The organism is Enterobacter sp. Bisph1 (genome assembly GCF_000814905.1).
Taxonomy (GTDB): domain Bacteria; phylum Pseudomonadota; class Gammaproteobacteria; order Enterobacterales; family Enterobacteriaceae; genus Kosakonia.
Window position 1 is genome coordinate 1 of the sequence record NZ_JXAG01000003.1, and the last position, 1,538, is coordinate 1,538.

The following is a 1,538-nucleotide window of genomic DNA, read 5'->3' on the forward strand; positions in this document are numbered from 1 at the left end:
ATTTTCAGTACTCCACTGTATAGCGCGAGAGAGTATCTGTTGATATAACGTGGCCTGTTCAAAAAACAGACGCCACGGCTGTTTTGCCAAAACCAGAACCTATTATTACCTGCATAGTTAATACTGAAAGACTCCTGTATTCAGCACGTTGATAGATTGGCCATGATGAAAACCGGCAAGGAGCAAGGATGTATTACGACGATGAAGTCATCGGTTATTTACAGGATAATAAAATTCTGGCGCTCCAGTTCGATCGCGTTTTAACGGGCACGGGAGAGATGGTTGCGGATTCGATTGATACGTTAGAAGCGGGTTTAACGCGTGCGCTTTATTACACGTCATGTTTTACAGAAGAGTATCAAGACGTTTGTAAACAACAACACAACGAAGACTTACGATTCAGAAACAGTGTCATATACATTATTAAGCACGGCAATGTAATCATTGAAATGTTTGAAATTTATTTTTATGAAATACTAAAATATAAAACTAATGACCAACTAGAACACATTAAACATCAGCTAATGGCGGTAAATATCCATATTGCCGGCAGCACTCTCACCAGAGAAGGATTTGCAATGGGTGTCGCTTTTTCAGTCGCTGCGGGTATGAAAATGAGCCTTGAAATGAGTGCTAAGCCCGGGCGCTGGGCTGGCAGGGTTTTAGGCGTCGTTGGCGTATATGGAATCGTCCAGAAGGCTGCAGATAGCGCTAATCGTCTTCAATATCAGCATCCCGCCTTCTACGCTGCATTATATGCTCGCGAACTCGAAATGATGTATTTCCTAATCGAACCCTTATTTGATCAGGCGGGGGCGTTTAAGCAACCCAGTTCAAACGAAGATATAGCAAACATTATCTCCCGGATGATTCAATGAGCATATTAAATTTAATCAAAAGATTTTTTGCTCGGATATTTAAATCATTAGCCTCAATGTATGGCCCAACCCTACTGACAATAATCTTTGCTTTAGCACAGGGCTATTTTTTTCCAAACAGCCCGCTTTGGTTAGTTCCGTTGTTCTTACTATGTATGATATTTATTTTACCCTGAATTAAATTCCACTTACTGATCCCTAAAATTTTTTATAAGGATATTGTATGTCTACTCCCGCACATTTATGGCTTGAAGATGAGAACGGTTCACCGATTATCGGTAGCTGCMAAATGCCGCTGCGTTTAGGCTCGATTGAGTTGAAATCTTTTACCCACGGCGTCACTATCCCCGTCGATCCGAGCTGGGGAAAATTGACCAGTACACGCATTCATCGGCCCATCACGGTAGTAAAAGATTTCGACCAGACCACTCCTCTCTTATACCGCACCGTGTGCGAAGGCCGAACATTGAAGCAAGCGACCATCAAAATGTACCGCATCCTGGAATCAGGTATCGAAGCGGAGTATTTCAATATCATTCTGGACAACGTCAAAATCACCACGGTCTCGCCTCATCTTTCTCCCGGCGGTATGAGCAGTACCCATCTGGAAACCCTCGAAATGCGTTACGAAGCGATTACCTGGAAATATACGGAAGGCAA

The 1,538-nt window shown here is 42.9% G+C and carries 2 protein-coding genes; both read left to right on the forward strand.

What is annotated here, in order from left to right; translation table 11 throughout:
* Nucleotides 1-188: 188 nt before the first annotated feature.
* Complete coding sequence (locus RW65_RS00020; protein ID WP_039054641.1) at nt 189-878, forward strand: hypothetical protein; 690 nt, start codon at nt 189-191, stop codon at nt 876-878.
* A gap of 223 nt (nt 879-1,101) precedes the next feature.
* On the forward strand, nt 1,102-1,538 hold a 437-nt coding region (locus RW65_RS00025; protein WP_039054642.1), incomplete at its 3' end, for an Hcp family type VI secretion system effector.